The organism is Staphylococcus sp. KUGN1, from assembly GCF_045984185.1.
GTDB classification, from domain to species: domain Bacteria; phylum Bacillota; class Bacilli; order Staphylococcales; family Staphylococcaceae; genus Staphylococcus; species Staphylococcus warneri_A.
The window spans coordinates 1-219 of sequence record NZ_JBJQIL010000043.1 but is presented as its reverse complement, the minus strand read 5'-3'; the positions used below and the strand labels follow the sequence as shown (position 1 = coordinate 219).

Here is a 219-nt window from a genome sequence, read left to right as displayed (position 1 = left end):
CAAAAGTTGAAGCTAAGCGTAATGATCAACAAACTGCAACACCTTCATCAAAGGAACTTGCAGCACAACAGAATGCGATTCAAGCAGAATCGAATCATGACCAATTAGCAGATCAATCACCACAAGCGCGTGAAATTCAAGATGCAAAAGTTGAAGCTAAGCGTAATGATCAACAAACTGCAACACCTTCATCAAAGGAACTTGCAGCACAACAGAATG

The 219-nt window shown here is 40.6% G+C and carries 1 pseudogene; it reads left to right on the top strand.

The features are described from left to right. Nucleotides 1-219 (top strand): annotated as a pseudogene (locus ACJQQZ_RS12635) (smooth muscle caldesmon); the annotation flags it as partial.